This window comes from Pseudomonas sp. AC083, from assembly GCF_979253165.1.
The window spans coordinates 15537-36166 of sequence record NZ_CEEDDH010000015.1; the positions used below are offsets into that span (position 1 = coordinate 15537).

21 protein-coding genes are annotated in these 20630 nt (G+C 61.1%); 10 read left to right on the top strand and 11 right to left on the bottom strand.

Annotated features, from left to right (window positions below):
* Positions 1-27: 27 nt before the first annotated feature.
* The gene (locus AC0IXA_RS20075) at positions 28-948 is read right to left on the bottom strand and encodes a histone deacetylase family protein (RefSeq protein ID WP_122603856.1); all 921 of its coding nucleotides are present in this window, start codon (positions 946-948) and stop codon (positions 28-30) included.
* Between the two features lie 83 nt (positions 949-1031).
* Between AC0IXA_RS20075 and AC0IXA_RS20080 the strand changes: the two genes are divergently transcribed.
* The 3 genes from AC0IXA_RS20080 to AC0IXA_RS20090 all read left to right on the top strand — a co-directional run bounded on the left by AC0IXA_RS20080 (position 1032) and on the right by AC0IXA_RS20090 (position 3172).
* The gene (locus AC0IXA_RS20080; protein WP_024014420.1) at positions 1032-1601 is read left to right on the top strand and encodes a GNAT family N-acetyltransferase; all 570 of its coding nucleotides are present in this window, start codon (positions 1032-1034) and stop codon (positions 1599-1601) included.
* A gap of 111 nt (positions 1602-1712) precedes the next feature.
* Positions 1713-2582: an acyl-CoA thioesterase II gene (gene tesB / locus AC0IXA_RS20085; RefSeq protein ID WP_016773073.1), complete on the top strand. Its 870-nt coding sequence runs from the start codon at positions 1713-1715 to the stop codon at positions 2580-2582.
* Positions 2579-3172: an HAD family hydrolase gene (locus AC0IXA_RS20090; RefSeq protein WP_150638437.1), complete on the top strand. Its 594-nt coding sequence runs from the start codon at positions 2579-2581 to the stop codon at positions 3170-3172. The genes tesB and AC0IXA_RS20090 overlap by 4 nt, the downstream gene beginning before the upstream one ends.
* A 133-nt stretch (positions 3173-3305) precedes the next feature.
* Here AC0IXA_RS20090 and AC0IXA_RS20095 read toward each other — a convergent pair whose 3' ends face one another.
* Both AC0IXA_RS20095 and ypfJ read right to left on the bottom strand, forming a co-directional pair.
* The gene (locus AC0IXA_RS20095) at positions 3306-4259 is read right to left on the bottom strand and encodes an alpha/beta fold hydrolase (RefSeq protein ID WP_471814379.1); all 954 of its coding nucleotides are present in this window, start codon (positions 4257-4259) and stop codon (positions 3306-3308) included.
* On the bottom strand, positions 4260-5144 hold the full coding sequence (ypfJ, locus tag AC0IXA_RS20100; protein WP_252868324.1) for a KPN_02809 family neutral zinc metallopeptidase: 885 nt from the start codon (positions 5142-5144) through the stop codon (positions 4260-4262).
* A 391-nt stretch (positions 5145-5535) separates the two neighbouring features.
* On the opposite strand from ypfJ, the gene AC0IXA_RS20105 reads away from it, so the two are divergent.
* Complete coding sequence (locus tag AC0IXA_RS20105) at positions 5536-6414, top strand: DMT family transporter (protein WP_016773077.1); 879 nt, start codon at positions 5536-5538, stop codon at positions 6412-6414.
* Positions 6415-6545: 131 nt separating this feature from the next.
* Here the strand turns inward: AC0IXA_RS20105 and AC0IXA_RS20110 are convergent, their stop codons facing one another.
* Positions 6546-7883, bottom strand: coding sequence for an MFS transporter (locus AC0IXA_RS20110; RefSeq protein WP_024014417.1), 1338 nt, complete (start codon positions 7881-7883; stop codon positions 6546-6548).
* A 361-nt stretch (positions 7884-8244) separates the two neighbouring features.
* On the opposite strand from AC0IXA_RS20110, the gene quiC reads away from it, so the two are divergent.
* Entirely contained in the window at positions 8245-10146 is a 1902-nt protein-coding gene (gene quiC, locus AC0IXA_RS20115; protein ID WP_024014416.1) for a 3-dehydroshikimate dehydratase QuiC, read from the top strand.
* Between the two features lie 101 nt (positions 10147-10247).
* On the top strand, positions 10248-10925 hold the full coding sequence (locus tag AC0IXA_RS20120; protein ID WP_471814380.1) for a TetR/AcrR family transcriptional regulator: 678 nt from the start codon (positions 10248-10250) through the stop codon (positions 10923-10925).
* A 116-nt stretch (positions 10926-11041) separates the two neighbouring features.
* Here AC0IXA_RS20120 and AC0IXA_RS20125 read toward each other — a convergent pair whose 3' ends face one another.
* Together AC0IXA_RS20125 and aroQ are read right to left on the bottom strand one after the other, a co-directional pair.
* Positions 11042-11896 (bottom strand): shikimate dehydrogenase, encoded by an 855-nt coding sequence (locus AC0IXA_RS20125; RefSeq protein ID WP_471814381.1) that lies wholly within the window; start codon positions 11894-11896, stop codon positions 11042-11044.
* Between the two features lie 5 nt (positions 11897-11901).
* Positions 11902-12342, bottom strand: a complete 441-nt coding sequence (aroQ, locus tag AC0IXA_RS20130; protein ID WP_016773081.1) for a type II 3-dehydroquinate dehydratase — start codon at positions 12340-12342, stop codon at positions 11902-11904.
* Between the two features lie 293 nt (positions 12343-12635).
* On the opposite strand from aroQ, the gene AC0IXA_RS20135 reads away from it, so the two are divergent.
* Positions 12636-13082 carry a DUF2442 domain-containing protein gene (locus AC0IXA_RS20135; protein ID WP_471814382.1) on the top strand — a complete coding sequence of 149 codons (447 nt, stop codon included), beginning with the start codon at positions 12636-12638 and terminating at the stop codon, positions 13080-13082.
* A 54-nt stretch (positions 13083-13136) separates the two neighbouring features.
* Here AC0IXA_RS20135 and trmA read toward each other — a convergent pair whose 3' ends face one another.
* A complete protein-coding gene (trmA, locus tag AC0IXA_RS20140) occupies positions 13137-14216 on the bottom strand; it encodes a tRNA (uridine(54)-C5)-methyltransferase TrmA (RefSeq protein ID WP_123443299.1) in 1080 nt (359 codons plus the stop codon).
* Positions 14213-15508 (bottom strand): NCS2 family permease, encoded by a 1296-nt coding sequence (locus tag AC0IXA_RS20145; RefSeq protein WP_071173664.1) that lies wholly within the window; start codon positions 15506-15508, stop codon positions 14213-14215. Before AC0IXA_RS20145 ends, trmA begins: the two co-directional genes overlap by 4 nt.
* Before the next feature lie 220 nt (positions 15509-15728).
* Between AC0IXA_RS20145 and AC0IXA_RS20150 the strand changes: the two genes are divergently transcribed.
* The gene (locus tag AC0IXA_RS20150; protein ID WP_341639295.1) at positions 15729-16175 is read left to right on the top strand and encodes a DUF4879 domain-containing protein; all 447 of its coding nucleotides are present in this window, start codon (positions 15729-15731) and stop codon (positions 16173-16175) included.
* A gap of 67 nt (positions 16176-16242) precedes the next feature.
* Positions 16243-16794, top strand: coding sequence for a DJ-1 family glyoxalase III (locus AC0IXA_RS20155; RefSeq protein ID WP_471814383.1), 552 nt, complete (start codon positions 16243-16245; stop codon positions 16792-16794).
* Between the two features lie 4 nt (positions 16795-16798).
* Here the strand turns inward: AC0IXA_RS20155 and AC0IXA_RS20160 are convergent, their stop codons facing one another.
* The 3 genes from AC0IXA_RS20160 to AC0IXA_RS20170 form a co-directional block, all read right to left on the bottom strand.
* Entirely contained in the window at positions 16799-17086 is a 288-nt protein-coding gene (locus AC0IXA_RS20160; protein ID WP_016773085.1) for a HigA family addiction module antitoxin, read from the bottom strand.
* Positions 17087-17100: 14 nt separating this feature from the next.
* Positions 17101-17379: a type II toxin-antitoxin system RelE/ParE family toxin gene (locus tag AC0IXA_RS20165; protein WP_038861219.1), complete on the bottom strand. Its 279-nt coding sequence runs from the start codon at positions 17377-17379 to the stop codon at positions 17101-17103.
* 100 nt (positions 17380-17479) lie between these two features.
* On the bottom strand, positions 17480-18715 hold the full coding sequence (locus tag AC0IXA_RS20170; protein WP_471814384.1) for an MFS transporter: 1236 nt from the start codon (positions 18713-18715) through the stop codon (positions 17480-17482).
* Positions 18716-19183: 468 nt separating this feature from the next.
* Between AC0IXA_RS20170 and AC0IXA_RS20175 the strand changes: the two genes are divergently transcribed.
* A complete protein-coding gene (locus tag AC0IXA_RS20175; protein WP_471814385.1) occupies positions 19184-20629 on the top strand; it encodes a cytochrome ubiquinol oxidase subunit I in 1446 nt (481 codons plus the stop codon).
* The last annotated feature ends 1 nt before the right edge of the window (position 20630 follow it).

Consider the following 20630-nt stretch of genomic DNA (forward strand, 5'->3'; position numbering starts at 1 on the left):
CAGCGATTGTGGGTAACGCAGCACGTTTCAATGACAGCCGTGTGAATCCCAGACCCGTTGCGCGCTGTGATGGAGGATGCCGTGGCGGCGGGCGAGGGCGTGGCGGTCCTTGCTGTAGCCGCCGCCGATTACCCCGACCACCGGAATGTCGCGGCCCAGGCAGTGGCGCATCACCCGTTCATCGCGCTCGGCCACCCCGGCGTCGGTCAGTTGCAGATAACCGAGGGCATCGTCCTTGTGCACATCGACGCCAGCGTCGTAGAGCACCAGATCCGGTTGATACAGCGGCAGCAGGTAATTGAGCGTGTCATCGACCACCTGCAGATAATCGGCATCGCCCATGCCTTTGGGCAGCGGAATGTCCCAGTCACTTTCGGCTTTGCGTGCGGGAAAATTCTTTTCGCAGTGCAGGGAAACGGTAATCGCCTCCGGCGTGTCATGCAGAATCCGCGCGGTGCCGTCGCCTTGATGCACGTCGCAATCGAAGATCAGTACGCGATTGACCCGGCCGCTCTGCAACAGGTACTGGCTGATAATCGCCAGGTCATTGAAGATGCAGAAGCCGGCGGGGTAATCGTAGTGAGCGTGATGGGTGCCGCCGGCCAGGTGACAGGCCAGGCCATGCTCAAGGGCTTTCTCTGCCGCCAGGATCGAGCCGCCCACCGCGCGCACCGTGCGTCGCGCCAGCGCTTCGTTCCAGGGCAGGCCGAGGCGCCGTTGGTCTTCGCGGGACAACTCGCCGCTCATGTAGCGTTCGATATAGCTGCGGTCATGGGCGAGGGCGAGGATGTCGTTGGGACAGATCTGCGGGCGCAGCAGGTCGGCGTCGCGGGTCAGGCCGCTGTCGACCAGGTGATCGCGCAGCAGCCGGAACTTGTCCATGGGAAAGCGGTGATCCGCGGGAAACTCGGGGCTGTAGTCTTCGTGATAGATCAACGGCAAGGGCATGGCTTGTTTCGCGCAGAACCAGGGAAAGAATGAACGATCCTACCAGCGATGTAGACTCAACGGCATGGGAAATGGAGGGGACGATGGAGCCGATACTGGAGCTGCAAAGCGCGCGTTTGTTGATGCGTCAGTGGCAGGACGAGGATTTGCCGGCATTCGCCGCGATGTGCGCCGATCCACAGGTGATGCGCTACTTTCCAGCGCCGTTGACCCGGCTCGAAAGTGCCGCGCTGATCGGTCGCGTGCGCGGGCATTTTGCCGAGCATGGCTTTGGCCTGTGGGCGCTGGAGCGCAAGGACACGGGCGAGTTCATCGGTTTCACCGGGTTGGGCGTGGTCGGCTTCGATGCGCCGTTTACCCCGGCGGTGGAGATCGGCTGGCGTCTGGCCAAGGAACACTGGGGCCTGGGTTACGCCAGCGAAGCGGCGTGGACCGCACTGCGCGCGGGTTTCGACCAGTTGAAACTGGAGGAAATCGTCTCGTTTACCGCCGGGCAGAATGCGCAGTCGGAGAAGGTCATGCAAGCGATCGGCATGCATCACGATCCGCAGGATGATTTCGATCACCCCAAGCTTGCGCTCGATCACCCGTTGCGCCGCCATGTTCTGTATCGCATCAGCCGCGAACAATGGCTGCAAACCTTGCATGAATAAGCCGACACGGACGTTTACAATGGCCGCCATCGTATTTGGCCCGTGCCAGAACCTGAATCGTCCGCCGCAGCCAAGACTGCGCGGCCATTGCTTTGTGTGAGGAGAGTCTGAATGAGCCAAGTGCTGGAAGATCTGGTCGATCTGCTGACCCTGGAACCGATCGAAGAAAACCTGTTCCGTGGTCGCAGCCAGGATCTGGGGTTCCGCCAGTTGTTCGGCGGTCAGGTGCTCGGCCAGTCGCTGTCGGCGGCCAGTCAGACGGTGGAAGAGGCGCGCCATGTGCACTCGCTGCACGGTTATTTCCTGCGCCCGGGCGATGCCAAGTTGCCGGTGGTCTATTCGGTCGATCGCGTGCGTGATGGCGGCAGCTTCAGCACCCGCCGCGTGACGGCGATCCAGAAGGGCCACCCGATCTTCACGTGCAGCGCTTCGTTCCAGTACGACGAAAAAGGCTTCGAGCATCAGGGCCAGATGCCGGCGGTGGTCGGCCCGGAAAACCTGCCCTCGGAGCTGGAACTGATCCAGCAGCGTGCGCACCTGATTCCCGAGCACATGCGTGAAAAACTGCTGTGCCCGAAACCGATCGAAGTACGCCCGGTCACCGAAAAGGATCCGTACAACCCGCAACCGGCCGATCCGATCAAATATGTGTGGTTCCGCGCCGATGGCGCCCTGGCCGACATTCCTGCGCTGCACAAATACCTGCTGGCGTACGCCTCGGACTTCGGCCTGCTGACCACTTCGATGCTGCCCCACGGCAAGTCGGTCTGGCAGAAGGACATGCAGGTCGCCAGTCTCGATCACGCGCTGTGGTTCCACAATGATCTACGCGCCGATGACTGGTTGCTCTACGCGATGGACAGCCCGTGGGCCGGCAACTCCCGTGGTTTTTCCCGTGGCAGCGTGTTCAACCGCGCCGGGCAACTGGTCGCTTCGGTGACTCAGGAAGGCCTGATCCGCCATCGCAAGGACTGGGCATGAGCCTGACCGAGGTTCGTCATTGGGTGTTCGACATGGACGGCACGCTGACTGTCGCCGTGCATGATTTCGCGGCGATTCGCGTGGCGCTGGCGATTCCGCCAGAGGACGACATCCTCACCCATCTCGCTGCATTGCCGGCCGATGAAGCGGCGGCCAAGCATGCCTGGTTGCTCGAGCATGAACGCGATCTGGCGTTGGGCTCGACCCCGGCCACCGGCGCGGTGGAGCTGGTGCGCGACCTGCATGCGCGCGGTTATCGCCTCGGCATTCTCACGCGCAATGCGCGGGAGCTGGCGCATGTCACGCTGGAGGCGATCGGCCTGGCCGACTGCTTCGCGGTCGAGGATGTGCTGGGTCGCGACGAAGCACCGCCGAAGCCGCATCCGGGCGGTTTGCTGAAACTGGCCGATGCCTGGCAAGTGCCGGCCAGTGACATGGTGATGGTTGGTGATTATCGCTTTGATCTCGATTGCGGCCGAGCAGCGGGGGCGCGGACGGTGTTGGTGAACCTGCCGGATAACCCGTGGCCGGAGTTGACGGATTGGCATGCAAGGGATTGTGTTGAGTTGCGGCGGATGCTGCAGGCCTGAGATCGTTGTTGTCTGATTGGACGCCTTCGCGAGCAGGCTCGCTCCCACAGGGGAATGCATTCCAACTGTGGCATTTATTCCAAATGTGGGAGCGAGCCTGCTCGCGAAGGGGCCGGTGGATTCAGCAAAAAACTCACTGATCAAACAACGCCTTCTGCCCCTCCGCTGACTTCAGCATGCCATCCCCGTCATGCCCGACCCCCGGCACTTCAATCAGCCGTTGATTGACCCCCTCAGGATGCCGGCGCAGCAAATAGCCAAAATACAGCTTCCCGCGCATCAAGCGGTAAGCCCCTTGCGCCTCGGCTGCGCAGCTCTTGTCCAGCGCCGGATGTTCCGGGTCGACGTCCTGCTGCCCGAGCAGATAAATCACCTCGCGTTTGACGTAAGCGCTCTCGACCTGCAACGGCGTTTGCCCGCCGGCATACACCGGCATGTCCGCCAGGCCGTACTTCCAGCGATTGAAGCCAGGGCATTGCGCGTGATCGAACGCCACTGGCCGCTGCTCGTTGAAATATGCATAGGACGAAGGATTGGCCACCACATAGCGCAAGCGAATGCCGTTGGCCTTCAGCGCCGGCTGATCCTTGGCCAGCAGGGCGTAACGCTGCACCACCTGACCACCGCCGGAGTGGCCGAAGATCACGATCTGCTTCACGTCCGGAAACTGTTTGCGGTCGCTGAGCCGCGCGACGATTTCGTCCAGCGCCGCGTAGGAACTCAGCGGATTCGGCCCGGTGGACAAGCCGCCGCCCATCCAGTCGTTGCCCTGCCAGCGCAGCACCGTCGGCGGCAAGGAATACAGGGTGACGTCGCTTTCATTGAGAAACTGCGGAGCGATCACCAGCGTGTGCGCGGTCTGCCCGGCGAGTTCGGCGGCGCTTTCCGCGCTTTTGCGGTAGGTCTCGGCGTTGCGCAGGCGACCGTGAATGACGACCAGCACCCGCTCGATCTTCTCAGGTGCCGGGCCGATGCCCACTGCCATTTCCCCGGCCTTGAGTTGCAGGCGACCGGGGCTGATCGCATCGACGCCGGCCGCTTGCGCGGTGCCGGCGATCAACAGTAACGCCACAAGCCATTTATGCATTTACAGGGTTTTCGCCGCGAAGGTGTCGCACTGGCTTACCTGGCCTTGCGCGAATCCGGTTTTGAACCAGCGCACCCTTTGCGCTGACGTACCGTGGGTAAACGAGTCCGGGACCACACGGCCCTGACCCTGTTGCTGCAAGCGATCATCGCCGATGGCGTTGGCGGCATTCAAGGCTTCTTCGATGTCGCCGGGCTCCAGCCAGTTCAGGCGTTTCTGCGCGTTATACGCCCAGACGCCAGCGAGACAGTCGGCCTGCAATTCCTGACGAACCAGCAAGCCGCCGTCGCCTTCCATTTGCCGGCCTTGCTGACGCGCCGTCTGCATCTTCGCCGAGACGCCCAGCAGCGTCTGCACATGGTGGCCGACTTCGTGCGCAATCACGTAAGCCTGAGCGAAATCGCCGGCGGCTTTGAAGCGCTGCGACATTTCCTGGAAGAAGGCCATGTCCAGATAGACCTTCTGGTCGGCCGGGCAATAGAACGGGCCGGTGGCAGAAGTGGCCATGCCGCACGCAGAGTTCACACGATTGCTGAACAGCACCAGTGTCGGGTCTTTGTATTGGCGTCCGGCCTGCTGGAAGATCGGACCCCAGGTGTCTTCGGTGTCGCCAAGGATCGAACGGACGAATTCGGCCTGTTCATCATTGGCCGGTGGCGCCTGGCGGGTTTGCGAGGTGGGCGCCGGCTGCTCCATCTGCCCGGTCAACTGGCCGAGAATCTGCATCGGGTCCTGGCCGGTGAGCCAGCCGATGCCGACAATCAGCACGATGGCCGTCAGGCTCAGGCCCTTGCCGCCGCCGAAGCGCATGCCGCCGCCACCGCCGGCATCATCACCCCGGGCGTCGACGACGTTGTCACTGCGTCGGCCTTTTTTCCATAGCATGTGGGAATCCTCTTTTATTGCCGGTGATGAATCTGCTGGTGATGAGTGTTGCCGCTGTGTGAGTGTGGCGCCAGTCCGGTCGTCCGTCCATGCACACGCGCCCACATGGTGCGGGCCTGGTATTGACGGTCGAGCGGGCCGTGAATTCAATCCCGAGTGGAATTTCTTCCGTCGAATTCATGAACCCGCTGTTTCGACGGCAGTCTGTGATGTTGCACACTGGCCGGGCGCCGAAGTGGCGGGAATCTTGCCTCAAGGTTTTGCCTGGCGGCGGTTTCCCGGCGAAGAAGAGTGCAACCTGTGCGGTTGCTGAAAGCTCAGCCGACTATGATTGCCACAACGATTGCCGCCAGCGCGAACGCTCGCCCGGGTATTTTTTCAGAGATTGCCAATGACCGTCAGCACCCCGCTCTCCGGTGTCAACCAGCCCTTCAAGGGGATCTTGCTGATTGTCGTGGCGACGTTCCTGTTTTCCAGCCACGACGCGTTGTCGAAATACCTCTCCGGTTTTTATCCGATCGTGATGGTGGTGTGGGCGCGCTATGTGGTGCACACCTTGTTGATGGCGGGGATTTTCCTGCCGCAGTCCGGCTTGCGTGTGCTGCGCACCAAGAAACCGTTATGGCAGCTCGCCCGTGCCCTGTGCCTGCTCGGCACCAGCCTGTTTTTCACCACGGCGCTGCTGTACATCCCGCTGGCGGAAGCCACGGCGGTCAACTTTCTCGCACCGGTATTGGTTACCGCATTGTCGGTGCCGTTGCTCAAGGAACGCGTGACGCGCGGGCAGTGGATCGCGGTGATCTGCGGCTTCATCGGCGTGCTGATCATCGTTCACCCGGGCGGCGAGCTATTCACCCCGGCGATCCTGCTGCCGTTCTGCTCGGCGCTGTTCTTCTGCTTCTACCAATTGCTGACGCGCAAGCTCGCCGAAGTGGACAGCCCGACCACCAGCAACTTCTTCGCCGGGCTGTGCAATACCCTGGTGATGAGCGCGCTGGTGCCGTTCTTCTGGCAAGTGCCGACGTGGACTCACGCCGCGCTGATGCTGGCGCTGGGCAGTTGCGGGATGACGGCGCATCTGTTCCTGACCCAGGCCTTCCGTCACGCCGCACCAGCCTTGCTGGCGCCGTTCGGCTATTGCCAGATCGTCTTTGCCGGGTTGTTGGGCTGGCTGCTGTTCAATCACACCCCGAGCGGGTTGACGGTGATTGGTATTGCGGTGATCTGTTGCAGCGGATTGGCGGCAGCGTGGCAGCAGAGCCGGCGCTGAAGAGCGGATCCCGGTACAACTTGTGGGAGCGAGCCTGCTCGCGAAAGCGGTGGGTCAGTCGCCATATTCGGTGGCTGACGTGACGCCTTCGCGAGCAGGCTCGCTCCCACAATGGGATGTATGCACGCAGGTTATTCGGTAACGGTCGGAATCTTGCGCGGTGCCATGAAGTACATCCACGTCAGTGCGAGGAAGTACATCGCCGGGATCAGCGTGAACAGCACCGTGTAGTTGTTGTTGGTGACGGTGAGGATGTGGCCGACGATCTGAGTCATGAACATCCCGCCGATCGCCGCGCACATGCCGCCGAAGCCGAACACCGTGCTCATCATGTGCTTGGGCGTGTAGTCCATCACCAGGCTCCAGATGTTCGCAGTCCAGGCCTGATGCGCGCCGATCGCCAACGAGATCGCCGCCACCGCCACCCACAGATTCGCCGAGCCGGCAGCCATGACCACGCCGATGATGCAGCAGGCAAACAGCAACATCGACAGCAGCCGCGCCTTGATCGAATTCATGCCGCGACCGATCAGGAACGAGGACAGAATCCCGCCGCCGACACTGCCGAAGTCAGCCGTGACGTAAATGATAATCAGCGGAATACCCATCTGCGTGACGTTGATGCCGAGGTTGTATTGCTGATTGAGAAACGGCGGCAGCCAGTACAGATAGAACCAGAACACCGGCGCGGTCAGCGAGTAGGCGAGGGCGAAGGCCCAGGTGCCGCGCATGCGCAGGATCTTGCTGAACGGCACGCGGGCCTGTTCCGGTTCGACTTGCTGCTGGATGTAATCGAGCTCCGACTGTTTCACCGTCGGGTGATCTTCCGGATTGAAATACTTCAAGCCCCAGAACAACAGCCAGATGCCGCCGAGTGCCGCCATGCACAGAAACGCCGCTTGCCAGCCCCACACATGCAGGACCAGTGGCAGCAGCATCGGCGTGAACATCGCGCCGACGTTGGTGCCGGCGTTGAAAATGCCGGTAGCGACTGCACGCTCACCGGCTGGGAACCACAGGCGCGTGGTCTTCACGCAGGCCGGGTAGTTGGCCGCTTCCGTCAGACCGAGGATGAAGCGGCAGACCATGAAGCCGACCGCCGAGGTCGCCAGGCCATGGGCGCCGGTCGCCAGGCTCCAGAGCAGCACGGCGCAGAAGAACACGCGCTTGACGCCGACCCGGTCGATCAAACGTCCCTGCAGGACAAAACCGATCGCGTAGCCGACCTGAAACCAGAAGTTGATGTTGGCGTAATCCATCGCCGTCCAGCTCATTTCCTTGGCGAGGATCGGCTGCATGACGCCGAGGGCGGCGCGGTCGATGTAGTTGAGGGTGGTGGCAAAAAACACCAGCGCCAGCATGCCCCAGCGGGTCTTGCCGACAGCCATGGCGCCGCGGATCTTGTCGCCAATGCCACCCGTGGCAGTGCTCATGGCCGGAGCCATGCGGGAAGTCTGTGAAGGAATCATGTGTTCCACCCGTTTTTGGATTTGTTATTTGGTGTTCTTTTCTGTCGAACACCTTGCCCGGTGGTTAGTGGCCGGACTCGATGTGCAACCGATGTTGGGCAGTGAACAAAAAATCGTCAATTCGCCAAATCGCCTTAGTGTTCGATAATCGCACGCAAAACTAACCGGGTAGTACACTTTAAATTGCTGCGCGCAGGGATGCAGCCAATAATTTCCCTCACTATAAAAACCCATTCCCCGGTAGGAGCTGCCGAAGGCTGCGATCTTTTGATTTTGCTGTTTTGGTAATCAAGATCAAACGATCGCAGCCTTCGGCAGCTCCTACAGTAAAGATAAAGCGGCGCAGTCCGGGAGTTGAAACATGCAGCGTTCCATTGCCACCGTTTCCTTGAGCGGCACCCTGCCGGAAAAACTCGAAGCCATTGCCGCCGCCGGGTTCGACGGCGTGGAGATTTTCGAAAACGACCTCCTGTACTACGACGGCAGCCCACGGGAAATTAAACAGATGTGCGCCGATCTGGGGATCGCCATCACCCTGTTTCAGCCGTTCCGTGACTTCGAAGGCTGCCGCCGCGATCGCCTGGCGCGCAACCTCGAGCGTGCCGAGCGCAAATTCGATCTGATGCAGGAACTTGGCACCGACCTGGTGCTGGTCTGCAGCAACGCCTCGCCGGACAGTGTCGGCGATCAGCAAATCCTCGTCGATGATTTGCGCCTGCTGGCCGAACGCGCCGGCGCCCGTGGCTTGCGCATCGGTTACGAAGCGCTGGCGTGGGGCCGTCACGTCAATACTTATCAACAGGTCTGGGACATCGTCCGTCAGGCTGATCACCCCAACCTCGGCGTGCTGCTCGACAGCTTTCACACTCTGTCGCTGAAGGGCGATCCCAGCGCGATCGCCGACATTCCCGGCGACAAGATCTTCTTCGTGCAAATGGCCGACGCGCCGATCCTGGCCATGGATGTGCTGGAGTGGAGCCGGCATTTCCGCTGTTTCCCGGGGCAGGGCGAATTCGATCTGCCGGGTTTCCTCGCGCCGATCATCAAGAGTGGCTATACCGGGCCGCTGTCGCTGGAAATCTTCAACGACGGCTTCCGCGCCGCGCCGCCACGGGCCAACGCCGCCGACGGTTTGCGCTCGCTGCTGTATCTGGAAGAGAAGACCCGCCAGCGTCTCGAGCAGGAAGCGCCGCCGGTGGCCAACCGTGACATTCTTTTCGAAACGCCGCCGGCCAGCGAATACAACGGTGTGGAATTTCTTGAGTTTGCCGTCGACGAAGCGCTGGGCGCGAAGCTCAGTCACTGGCTGCAACGCCTCGGTTTTGCCAAGGCCGGGCAGCATCGCTCCAAGAGCGTCAGCCTGCTGCGTCAGGGCGATATCAACCTGATCCTCAACTCCGAGCCGTATTCGTTCGCCCACAGCTTTTTCGAAGCCCACGGCCCGTCGCTGTGCGCCACGGCCGTGCGGGTCAAGGACAGCGCCAGTGCGCTGGCCCGCGCGGTCGCTTACAAGGGGCAGCCCTATCGCGGGCTGGTCGGGCCGAATGAACTGGAGCTGGCGGCGGTGCGCGCACCGGACGGCAGCCTGATTTATCTGGTCGATGCGGACGCCGACGTGTACGGCACCGATTTCAATCTGTTGCCCGACGCGCAGACCGGCGGCGGCCTCAAGCGTATCGATCACATGGCCATGGCGCTGCCGGCGGACAGCCTCGACAGTTGGGTGCTGTTCTACAAAAGCCTGCTGGATTTCGAGGCCGACGATGAAGTGGTCTTGCCCGATCCGTACGGTCTGGTGAAGAGCCGCGCACTGCGCAGTCGCGACAGCTCGATCCGGCTGCCGCTGAACATCTCCGAGAACCGAAACACCGCCATTTCTCATGCGCTGTCGAGTTATCGCGGCTCCGGTGTGCACCACATCGCCTTCGATTGTGACGACATCTTCGCCCAGGTCAGTCGCGCCAAGGAGGCTGGTGTGCCGCTGCTGGACATCCCGCTGAATTACTACGACGACCTTGCGGCGCGTTTCGATTTCGACGATGAATTCCTCAGCGAACTGGCCTATTACAACGTGCTCTACGACCGTGATGCCCAGGGCGGCGAGTTGTTTCATGTCTACACCGAGCCGTTCGAAGGGCGTTTCTTTTTCGAGATCATTCAGCGCAAGAATGGCTATGCCGGCTACGGCGCGGCCAACGTCGCGGTGCGGCTGGCGGCGATGGCCAAATCGCGCAGTGGTGCGGTGCGTCAGGCGAAGTTGTAGGGAATTCGTAAACGCGGGATCAAACACCGGCTGCGCGGCTTCCTTCACTGTCCCGCGCGGCCCATAATCGCCGCTTGTGCAGTGATGGCCGTGAGCCCGCGATGACCATGAATTCAGAACTTTCCGCCGCTGCTGTCGAGTCCGAGGCAGTGCCGCGCAAGAGTCGCAAGAACAATCCGGAAAAGACCCGCGAGAACATTCTGCAGGAGGCGATCGTCGAGTTCGTCCAGCAGGGCTTGTCCGGCGCCCGCGTCGACGCGATCGCCGAGCGCATCCACACCTCCAAGCGCATGATCTATTACTACTTCGGCAGCAAGGAGCAGTTGTACGTCGAGGTGCTGGAGAAGCTTTACGGCGATATCCGCAGCACGGAAAACCGCCTGCACCTGGACGAGCTGCTGCCCGAGCTGGCGATCCGTCGACTGGTGGAATTCACCTTCGATCACCATGACCACAACGTCGATTTCGTGCGCATCGTCAGCATCGAAAACATCCACAACGCCGAGTACGTAAAGCGTTCCGATGCGATCAAGGCGCTGAACAACACGATCCTCGACACCTTGGGCGGGATTCTGCAACGAGGCGCGGACGAAGGTTTGTTCCGGCGTGGCATCGATGCGCTGGACGTGCACCTGCTGATCAGTTCGTTTTGCTTCTATCGCGTGTCGAACCGCCACACGCTGGGAGAAATCTTCCAGATCGACCTGCCGGACGAAACGATCAAGCAGCGCCACCGCGAGATGATCTGCGAATCGGTGTTGCGCTACCTGAAGGCCTGAATCGGTCTCCCTGTGGGAGCGAGCCTGCTCGCGAAAGCGGTGTGTCAGTCGCCCTGTTCGTTGACTGAATCGACGCCTTCGCGAGCAGGCTCGCTCTCACAGAGTTACCCTGTTGTTCAGCCATTCATGCTTTGAAAATGCTCAAGCATGCGCTGCGCATCCGGCACCACGCCGCTGAACAATTCAAACGCCTTCACCGCCTGAAACACCGCCATGTTGCCGCCATCCAGGGTGCGGCAGCCCAAATTGCGGGCGTCGCGCAGCAGTTCGGTTTCCAGCGGGAAATACACAATCTCCGCGACCCACATTTCCCTGCGCAGCAACCCGGCCGGCACCGGTGAACCCGGCAGCTTGGCCATGCCCATCGGCGTGGTGTTGACCAGACCATCGGCCTGCGCCAGCGCCCTGGGCAAATCCGCTCCGGCCTGCGCGCGACTGGCGCCAAAATGTTGATTGAGATTGTTTGCCAGGCTCTCGGCACGCTCGCGGTCGACATCAAAAATCGTCAATTGCCGTACGCCTTCGCTGAGCAGCGCGTGGGCCACTGCCGCGCCAGCCCCACCGGCGCCCATCTGGACTACACGTTCTCGGGCAGCGTCTGTCAGACCCCGGCGAAAACCCTCGGCGAAACCGAGGCAATCGGTGTTGTGGCCGACACGCTTGCCGTCCTTCAGCACCACGGTGTTGACCGCGCCGATACCGCGTGCTTCCGGGGACAATTCGTCGAGCAGCGGGATGACGGCCTGTTTGCACGGGAAAGTGATGTTCAGTCCGGTGTAATTCATCCGCTCCGCCGCTTGCAGCAAGTCGGGCAGAGCCGTGCTGTCGAGGCGCAATGGATCGAGGTCGATGAGCTGGTACAGATAGCGCAGGCCCTGCGCATCACCTTCGTGCTCATGCAGTGCCGGTGTACGTGAAGCCTGAATCCCGGCGCCGATCAGCCCGGCGAGTATCACCTTGGAACGCGACATGGTTCTTACCTCTGCAACCGCTGACTGAAATGCTCCAGCGCCAGGCGATAGCCATGGCTGCCGAACCCGCACATCACCGCCGTGGCAATGCCGGAAACAAACGAGTGATGACGGAACGGCTCGCGGGCATGCACGTTGGACAGATGCACCTCGATCACCGGCAGTTCACTGGCGACCAGCGCATCGCGGATCGCCACGGACGTGTGCGTCCACGCCGCCGGATTGATCACGATCCCGGCACAACGACCGCGGGCGGCGTGAATCCAGTCGAGCAGCTCGCCTTCATGATTGGTCTGGCGAAACTCCACGGTCAGACCGAACTCGTCAGCCGCGCGACCACACAACGCCGAAATATCCGCCAGGGTTTCATGACCATAAGTCGCCGGCTCGCGAGTGCCGAGCAGGTTCAGGTTCGGGCCGTTAAGCACCAGAACGGTAGGGGACATGGGGGAACTCCACTTATTGTTTTTGGCATTGGCCGAGAGGTTCCGGCCTGTGGAGATAAAATGTACTAGATGGTTACATCGGTCAATTGCCGAGAAATGACCAAGGCGTTTTGTGTTCGGTGATCGCACAGGCGCGCAATCAGGCGAGCCGTGAGAACTTTGCTTACTCTTTTTCTGCTCCTGCCGCTGTTCCGGAACGGATGACCACGCTAGCCTTCGGCGCGCTATGACCCCGATGAAGACAAGGTGCTGCTGTCCTTGATCGGCAAGTTGGAAGGAGTTGAGATCGAATTATGAAAGTCATCAAGGCAAAACCGTCGGTGCATCGCCCCCTGACGGAAGAGATGCTCGATGCCGCCATCACACTTGGCGAAGCACGACAGGCCAATAGTTTGCAGGCCGTGTCAGTGAGCTTCGAAGAATCCTCTTTGGTCATTCGTTTCGAGGACGGCAGCGGTGTGTTGCTTCCGGTGAAGCTGTATCCCGAATTCGCGGGGTTTGAAGCGGCCGATTATGCAAGCCTGACGATCGGCCTCGGCGGCACTGCACTGTGCCATGAGGGCAAGGATCTGGATATTTCCATTGCCGGAATGATTTCAGCGAGCCCGCCGCTTATGCGGGTGGCAGCGTCGGTCGTCGCCTCGCGCAACGGGCGTCAAAGCAGCGCTGCGAAATCTGCGGCAGCGCGAGCCAATGGCAAAAAAGGCGGGCGTCCACGCAAAACGGATATCGCGCCATAGCACCCACAAAAAAGCCGTCAATCACGACGGCTTTTCCGTATCCGCTACCCGCAATCAACGCCGGGTCAGCAGCACACCGGATTCCATGTGATGTGTCCACGGGAACTGGTCAAACATCGCGCACTTGGTAATGCGGTGGGTGTCATGCAACTGGGCGATGTTGGCCGCCAGGGTGTCCGGGTTGCAGGAAATGTAGAGGATATTGTCGAAGCGCCGGGTCAGTTCGCAGGTGTCCGGGTCCATGCCGGCGCGCGGTGGGTCGACGAAGACGCTGCCGAATTCGTAGCTCTTCAGATCGATGCCGTGCAGGCGACGGAACGGGCGCACTTCGTTGAGCGCTTCGGTCAGCTCCTCGGCGGACAAACGCACCAGCGTGACGTTATCCACAGCGTTTTCGCTGAGATTGCTCAGGGCCGCGTTGACCGAAGTCTTGCTGATCTCGGTGGCGAGCACTTTGCGCACGCGAGTCGCCAGCGGCAGGGTGAAGTTGCCGTTGCCGCAGTACAACTCGAGCAGATCGTCGCTGCGATCGCCCAAGGCTTCGTATGCCCAATTGAGCATCTTCTGGTTCACCGTGCCGTTGGGCTGGGTGAACGCGCCCTCGGGCTGGCGATAGCTGAAGGTGCGACCGCCGACTTCGAGTTTCTCGACGACATAGTCCTGACCGAGCACTTCGCGCTTGCCTTTGGAGCGGCCGATGATGCTCACGCCCAGATCCGCCGACAACTGAGTGGCTGCCGCATGCCAGTGCTCGTCCAGCGGACGGTGATAGCACAGGGTGATCATCGCGTCGCCGGCCAGCGTGGTCAGAAATTCGACCTGGAACAGCTTGTGGCTCAGCGCCGAACTGGCTTGCCATGCGGCCTTCAACTGCGGCATCAACTGGTTGATGCGCAGGCTGGCAATCGGGAATTCTTCGATGAGTATCGGCGTGCGCTTGTCGTCCTGAGAGAACATCGCGTAATGCCGCTCGCCGCCCTCGCGCCACAGGCGGAATTCGGCGCGCAGGCGGAAGTTCTGCAGAGGCGAGTCAAACACCGTCGGCTCGGGTGCATCGAACGATGCCAGCAGATCACGCAAGCGCGTGACCTTGGCCTCGAGTTGTTCGGCGTAGGCTTGGGAATCGAAACTCATGCGTTGAACCAACCCAACTTGATCACAAACAGAATCGACAGAATCACCAGAGCCGGGTTCAGCTCACGGGCACGGCCGGACAGCAGCTTGATGGCGGTCCAGGCGATGAAGCCGAAGGCGATGCCGTTGGCGATCGAATAGGTGAACGGCATGGCCAGTGCGGTGACCACAACCGGCGCCGCCACGGTGATGTCGTCCCAGTCTATTTCCGCCAGGCCCGAAGTCATCAGCACGGCGACGAACAGCAGCGCTGGTGCGGTGGCGAAGGCCGGAACGCTGGCCGCCAGTGGCGAGAAGAACAGCGCCAGCAGGAACAGGATTGCCACGACGATGGCGGTCAGGCCCGTGCGGCCACCGGCACTGACGCCGGCTGCGGATTCGATGTAACTGGTGGTGGTCGACGTGCCCAGCAGCGAGCCGGCCATGGCCGCCGTACTGTCGGCGATCAGCGCACGGCCCATTTTCGGCATGTGGCCGTCCTTGCCCATCAGGCCGGCGCGCTTGGCGACGCCGATCAGGGTCCCGGAGTTGTCGAACAGGTCGACGAACAGGAAGGCGAAAATCACGCTGACCAGACCGATGTCCAGTGCGCCTTTGATGTCCAGTTGCAGGAAGGTCGGCGCCAGCGACGGCGGCATCGACAGGATGCCGCCGAACTCGGTGACGTTCAGCACGATCGAGGCGATGGTCACTGCCAGAATGCCGATCAGCACTGCGCCGCGCACTTTCAGCGCTTCGAGAGCTACGATCACGGCGAAGCCGACGGTGGCCAGAATCGGCGCCGGTTTGGTCAGATCGCCAAGGCCGACCATGGTCGCCGGGTTGCTGACCACGATACCGGCGTTGTGCAGGGCGATCAGCGCCAGGAACAGGCCGATACCGGCGGCGATCGCCGAGCGCAGCGGCAGTGGAATGGCGTTGATGATCCATTCACGGATGCGGAAGATCGACAGCAGGAAAAACAGCACGGCGGAAATGAACACCGCACCCAGCGCCACCTGCCAGGTGTGGCCCATGTGCAGCACCACGGTGTAGGTAAAGAAGGCGTTCAGGCCCATGCCCGGAGCGAGGGCGATCGGGTAGTTGGCGATCAGGCCCATCACGGTCGAGCCGATGGCGGCCGCCAGACAGGTGGCGACAAAGATCGCGCCTTTGTCCATGCCGGTCTCGCCGAGGATGCTCGGGTTGACGAACAGAATGTAAGCCATGGCCAGGAAAGTCGTGACGCCCGCAAGAATTTCGGTGCGCACGTTGGTGTTGTGTGCCTTGAGTTGAAACAGCCTTTCCAGCATGTCTGCTCCCCGTGGCGCGCGTGGCGCCGTGAATGTATCGACCTCAACAGCAAAGCACAGACCGTCGCAAGCGCCTGGGAAATTGTCGTGGGCCGGAAAAAGCCGCGCATCATACCAGCCGCGTGAGGAATTTGGCGGATGTTGGTGTCGATCGTCGGCGAAGTTTTGCGCAGCCGACAACTGCGCCATACTGCGCGCTGATTTTTTGGAGTGGGCAGGCATGCGCAACGGCGGGATCAGGATTTTCGGATGGATTGCAGCACTGCTGCTGACAGCTCCGGCGTTCGCGGCATCGGCGCCGCCACTCTCCGAGGTGAAGGTGATCAAAGTGCAGTCACCGTCCTGCGGCCTGGAAGATATTGCCGATAACCAGCCGCAAACCCAATGCAATCACAGCGGGCCGAATATCAAGGTCTATGTGCTGGAAGTCGGCTATGGCCAGAACCAGCCACACGTGACGCTGGATGGCTTCGAGGTCAACGGCACCCGAGGCCCGGTGTGCGCCTTCGATAATGGCAATCTCACCGAGTGCACGCCCGGCAGCAAAACCGTCGGTTCTCTTTATACCTTCGATCTGGCCGGCAAACAGCAAGGCACCTTCAACTTCAGCAACACCTCGATCAACGCCCCGCGCAACACGCTTTCGACTCAGCTTTACATCAAGTAACGGCTGTCTGCGAACAAGGTGGGACAAAGCTGACTACGCTTGACTGACTACCCAGCGGAAAGCGCCCATGACTTCCAGAGCCCTGATTGCCCTCGCCGAGGGCATCGACGATTTGCAAAGCGTGACATTGATCGACGTGCTGCGCCGCGCCGGTATCGAAGTGGTCGCCGCCAGCATTGAGGGCCGGCGCATGCTGACCTGCGCACGCGGCACCCGGCTGACCGCCGACGGCATGCTCGTCGATGTGCTGGCGCAGAGCTTCGACCTGATCGTCCTGCCGGGTGGCGCCGTCGGTTCCCAGCACTTGGCGGCGCATCAGCCCTTGCAGCAGTTGCTCACGGACCAGGCCAGCGCCGGCCGCCTGTTCGCCGCCATCGGCGAAGCTCCGGCTGTCGCGCTGCAAGCATCAGGCGTGCTGCGCCAGCGACGCATGACCTGCCTGCCCGGCGCCAGCCATCAGTTGTCCGGCTGTACGTTTGTTGATCAACCGGTGGTGGTCGACGGCAACTGCATCACCGCGCAAGGCTCGGGCGCGGCACTGGAGTTTGCCTTGACCCTGGTTGAGCAGCTTGGTGGCAAGGCGTTGCGGGCGAGGGTGGCGGGGGAGTTGATGGCCTGACGGGTCAGCCATGGGCTGCGAGGGGTTCTATCATGGGTTGCTCACGGTGCTCCGCTTGCCAAAGATCGTAGTCGGTTTGGACGCCTAGCCAAACGCGCGCCTTGCCGATCCCTGCACGCTCAAGTCGTACTGCCAGATCCGGGCTGATTGGCGCATGTCCGTGCAGTACGCGTGAAAGATGCGGGCGTGCAAAGCCAAGGTGCCGGGCCAATTCGCTCACGCTGATACCAAGCTCGGGCAAGACATCCAGCAGCAGGGTTTCACCGGGGTGTGGCGGGTTGTGCATGGGCATGAGCCTGCCTCCTGTCAGTGGTAGTCCAGATAATCGACCAATTCGATATCCGAACCGACAAAACGAAAGATCACTCGCCAGTTGCCTGAAACGCTGAGCGACCAGTATTCACTCAGCTCGCCTTTCAACGGATGCAGGCGCCAGCCCGGCAAGTCCAGATCGCCGGGAAGTGTTGCTCGATCCATGAACTGCAACATGCGCGACAGCCGTTTTGCATGGTCGGCACGAATTCCACGAGTCGTACCTGTTTCATAGAAGCCACGAAGGCCTTTGTGCTGAAAGGATTTGATCATGGCGGCGAGTGTAAGGCGATACATTACACTCAGTGCGGTAACTATGTACCGCACGTTGTCGCTTGATATGTGCTGAGCAGGTGAGTTTTTTCCAAAAACCTCAGACCTTCTCTTCCACCGGCGCATGCATCCGGTCCCGATTCGCCAACGTCGGAAACAGTTTGATCCACGTCCCCGTCACCACCAGCGTGCCGATCCCGCCCATCACCACCGCCGGCACGGTGCCGAACCAGTGGGCAGTGAGGCCGGATTCGAATTCGCCCAACTGGTTCGAAGCGCCGATGAACAGGCCGTTCACCGCGCTAACCCGGCCGCGCATTTCGTCGGGGGTTTCCAGTTGTACGAACGAGGCGCGGATGACCATGCTGATCATGTCCGCTGCGCCGAGCACCACCAGCACCGCCAGGGAGAACCAGAACGAGGTCGACAAGCCAAACGCGATAGTGGCGACGCCGAAGATGCCGACGGCGGTGAACATCACCCGGCCGACATTGCGTTCCACGGCAAATCGCGCCAGAAACAGCGACATCAGCAATGCACCCACCGCCGGCGCCGAGCGCAACAGGCCAAGACCCCACGGGCCGGTCAGCAGAATGTCCTTGGCGAACACCGGCAGCAACGCCGTGGCGCCGCCGAGCAACACGGCGAACAAGTCCAGGGATATCGCGCCGAGGATGTCCGGGCGGCTGCGGATGAAGCGAATCCCCGCCAGCAGCGAGTCCAGCGTGGCTTTACCTTTATTCAATGGCGTCTGGCGTGCCGGCAGGTTGAGCATCAGCGAACAGGCGATCACATACAGCAGCACGGTCGGGCCGTAGACCCAGACGCTGCCGAATGCATAGAGCAAACCGCCGAAGGCCGGGGCGACGATAGTGGCCGACTGCTGCGCCGATTGCGCGGCGGCAACTGCGCGGGGGAAAAGCGCACTGGGGACGATGCTGGGCAGCAGCGCCTGAGTCGTCGGCAACTCGAACGAACGGGCGGCGCCGAGCAGAAAGGCGAGGATGAAAATCATCTCGCGGGTGACGTGATCGGTGGCGCTGCCGATAGCCAGCGCCAAGGCAATCAATGCCTGCAACGACTGGCAAAGCGCGGCGACCTTGCGCCGATCGTAGCGATCAGCGACATGCCCGGTGTGCAGCATGAACAGCACCCGTGGGGCGAATTCGACCAGCCCGACCAGGCCCAGATCCAGCACGTTGCCGGTCAGTTGATACAGGTTCCAGCCAATTGCCACGGTAAGCATCTGGAACCCGCTGGCGGTAAAGATCCGCGCCAGCCAGAAAGCCATGAACGGACGATGGTGACGTAACAGCAGGGGCTCTTGTGTGGGCATCTGAAGGCAGGTCTTGGACGAGTGAAGGGCGAGATTATCACCAGTCTGTAACAGGAAGTTGCTACGAGAAACAATTCTGTTAGCCAGACATCGATCTTTCATGCTGACAATGAACATTGTGGTGAGGGGATTTATCCCCGTTCGGCTGCGCAGCAGTCGTCGCTTCGAGATTTTGGGGCCGCTGCGCGACCCAACGGGGATAAATCCCCTCGCCACAGGAGTGAGGCAACTTGTCACGCGGCAAACCACCACGCAGTTCATTGGCAAAAATGGGACTACTCTTTCAACGTTGCTTGATCCAGATCAAGACCCCGACCGGAACTGATCTGGCGGCCATTTGGCCAGACTCCCTGCGTTGCGATGGTTGCAAAAAAAGAACGAATCCGAATTCGCCGCACTCCATATCCGTGGGGGCAGTGGTGCAGGCCTCCGGGCCAGCTACCCGTATCACCTGACAGAGGAAGCCATATGTTCGGTTTAGAGGCTCTCGATCTCGCCCGAATTCAGTTCGCGTTCACCATCTCGTTCCACATTCTGTTCCCGGCCATCACCATCGGCCTGGCGAGTTACCTGGCAGTGCTCGAAGGTTTGTGGCTGAAGACCCGCAACGACACCTACCGCGATATCTACCATTTCTGGTCGAAGATTTTTGCCGTCAACTTCGGCATGGGCGTGGTTTCCGGGCTGGTCATGGCCTATCAGTTCGGCACCAACTGGAGTCGGTTCTCCGACTTCGCCGGCGCCGTCACCGGGCCGTTGCTGACCTATGAAGTACTTACGGCGTTCTTCCTTGAGGCCGGTTTCCTTGGCGTGATGCTGTTTGGCTGGAACAAGGTCGGGCGCGGCCTGCACTTCTTCTCGACGGTGATGGTGGCGATCGGCACGCTGATTTCGACCTTCTGGATTCTCGCCTCCAACAGTTGGATGCAGACCCCGCAAGGCTTTGAAATCGTCAACGGTCAGGTGATCCCCACCGACTGGCTGGCAATCATCTTCAACCCGTCATTCCCTTACCGGCTGATGCACATGGCCACGGCGGCGTTCGTCGCGACGGCGTTCTTCGTCGGTTCGTCAGCGGCCTGGCACCTGCTGCGCGGCAGAGACAACCCGGCGATCCGCACCATGCTGTCGATGGCCATGTGGATGGCGTTGATCGTCGCGCCGATTCAAGCGGTGATCGGCGACTTCCACGGCCTCAACACGCTCAAGCATCAGCCAGCGAAAATCGCTGCGATCGAAGGCCACTGGGAAAACCATGGCGACGAAGCGACGCCGCTGATCCTGTTCGGCTGGCCGGACATGAAAGAGGAACGCACCAAGTTCGCCGTAGAGATTCCATACCTCGGCAGCCTGATCCTCACCCACTCGCTGGATAAACAAGTGCCGGCGCTGAAGGAGTTCCCACCGGAAGACCGGCCGAATTCGACCATCGTGTTCTGGTCGTTCCGGATCATGGTCGGCCTCGGTTTCCTGATGATCTTCACCGGTTTGTGGAGTCTGTGGCTGCGCAAACGTAACTCGCTGTATACCTCGCGGCCGTTCCTGCATCTGGCGTTGTGGATGGGGCCGTCCGGTCTGATCGCGATTCTCGCCGGCTGGTTCACCACGGAAATCGGCCGTCAGCCATGGGTGGTCTACGGTTTGATGCGCACTGCCGATGCTTCGTCGAACCACAGCTTCATGCAGATGAGCATCACCCTGATCATGTTCGTCGTGGTCTATTTCGCCCTGTTCGGCGCCGGTCTCGGCTACATGATGCGCCTGGTGCGCAAAGGGCCGAAGATCAGCGAAGGCAGCGAAACACCGGACGGTGGTCCAGGCAAGAAACGCACCCCGGCGCGTCCGTTGTCCGCAGCCGACGACCCGGCCGAGGGCGAGCACGAAGACAACACTCGCTTGACCAAGGAGATTTGAC

Coding starts and splice junctions, on each gene's coding strand:
- AC0IXA_RS20125 (WP_471814381.1), bottom strand. CDS start 11,896: ATGTCGCGTTCCAAGGTGATACTCGCCGGGCTGATCGGCGCCGGGATT.
- ypfJ (WP_252868324.1), bottom strand. CDS start 5,144: ATGCTATGGAAAAAAGGCCGACGCAGTGACAACGTCGTCGACGCCCGG.
- AC0IXA_RS20165 (WP_038861219.1), bottom strand. CDS start 17,379: ATGATCAAATCCTTTCAGCACAAAGGCCTTCGTGGCTTCTATGAAACA.
- AC0IXA_RS20090 (WP_150638437.1), top strand. CDS start 2,579: ATGAGCCTGACCGAGGTTCGTCATTGGGTGTTCGACATGGACGGCACG.
- AC0IXA_RS20150 (WP_341639295.1), top strand. CDS start 15,729: ATGCGCAACGGCGGGATCAGGATTTTCGGATGGATTGCAGCACTGCTG.
- AC0IXA_RS20105 (WP_016773077.1), top strand. CDS start 5,536: ATGACCGTCAGCACCCCGCTCTCCGGTGTCAACCAGCCCTTCAAGGGG.
- AC0IXA_RS20170 (WP_471814384.1), bottom strand. CDS start 18,715: ATGCCCACACAAGAGCCCCTGCTGTTACGTCACCATCGTCCGTTCATG.
- AC0IXA_RS20120 (WP_471814380.1), top strand. CDS start 10,248: ATGACCATGAATTCAGAACTTTCCGCCGCTGCTGTCGAGTCCGAGGCA.
- AC0IXA_RS20095 (WP_471814379.1), bottom strand. CDS start 4,259: ATGCATAAATGGCTTGTGGCGTTACTGTTGATCGCCGGCACCGCGCAA.
- tesB (WP_016773073.1), top strand. CDS start 1,713: ATGAGCCAAGTGCTGGAAGATCTGGTCGATCTGCTGACCCTGGAACCG.
- AC0IXA_RS20175 (WP_471814385.1), top strand. CDS start 19,184: ATGTTCGGTTTAGAGGCTCTCGATCTCGCCCGAATTCAGTTCGCGTTC.
- AC0IXA_RS20075 (WP_122603856.1), bottom strand. CDS start 948: ATGCCCTTGCCGTTGATCTATCACGAAGACTACAGCCCCGAGTTTCCC.
- AC0IXA_RS20160 (WP_016773085.1), bottom strand. CDS start 17,086: ATGCCCATGCACAACCCGCCACACCCCGGTGAAACCCTGCTGCTGGAT.
- AC0IXA_RS20155 (WP_471814383.1), top strand. CDS start 16,243: ATGACTTCCAGAGCCCTGATTGCCCTCGCCGAGGGCATCGACGATTTG.
- AC0IXA_RS20135 (WP_471814382.1), top strand. CDS start 12,636: ATGAAAGTCATCAAGGCAAAACCGTCGGTGCATCGCCCCCTGACGGAA.
- AC0IXA_RS20145 (WP_071173664.1), bottom strand. CDS start 15,508: ATGCTGGAAAGGCTGTTTCAACTCAAGGCACACAACACCAACGTGCGC.
- quiC (WP_024014416.1), top strand. CDS start 8,245: ATGCAGCGTTCCATTGCCACCGTTTCCTTGAGCGGCACCCTGCCGGAA.
- AC0IXA_RS20080 (WP_024014420.1), top strand. CDS start 1,032: ATGGAGCCGATACTGGAGCTGCAAAGCGCGCGTTTGTTGATGCGTCAG.
- trmA (WP_123443299.1), bottom strand. CDS start 14,216: ATGAGTTTCGATTCCCAAGCCTACGCCGAACAACTCGAGGCCAAGGTC.
- AC0IXA_RS20110 (WP_024014417.1), bottom strand. CDS start 7,883: ATGATTCCTTCACAGACTTCCCGCATGGCTCCGGCCATGAGCACTGCC.
- aroQ (WP_016773081.1), bottom strand. CDS start 12,342: ATGTCCCCTACCGTTCTGGTGCTTAACGGCCCGAACCTGAACCTGCTC.